The sequence below is a fragment of the Nocardia cerradoensis NBRC 101014 genome (genome assembly GCF_000308535.1).
In the GTDB taxonomy this organism is placed as follows: Bacteria; Actinomycetota; Actinomycetes; order Mycobacteriales; family Mycobacteriaceae; genus Nocardia; species Nocardia cerradoensis.
The window spans coordinates 1-350 of record NZ_BAFW01000271.1; the positions used below are offsets into that span (position 1 = coordinate 1).

General features: G+C 63.4%; 1 protein-coding gene. It reads left to right on the forward strand.

What is annotated here, in order from left to right; all coding sequences use genetic code 11:
• Positions 1 to 350 (forward strand): condensation domain-containing protein (locus ON23_RS27920; protein WP_039781865.1); only part of this gene is annotated, 350 nt, incomplete at both ends.

The following is a 350-nucleotide window of genomic DNA, read 5'->3' on the forward strand; positions in this document are numbered from 1 at the left end:
GTTGTCGTATGCCCAGCAACGACTCTGGTTCATCGACCAACTCCAAGGCCACTCCCCGGTCTACAACATGCCCATCGCATTCCGGATCAACGGACCACTGGACACCGAAGCACTCGACGCCGCCCTCGATGACGTCCTGGCCCGCCACGAATCACTGCGCACCATCTTCCCCGCCACCGACGGCGTGCCCTTCCAACAAGTACTGCCCGCACGAACAGGAATGTGGCGACGCGACGGCGCAGCAGTCGTAGCGCTGCCCGAGCAAGACCTGACCGACGCCTTGGCAGAACTGGCCCGGTACCGATTCGACCTGTCGACCGAGATCCCCATCCGCGCCCAGATCTACTCGG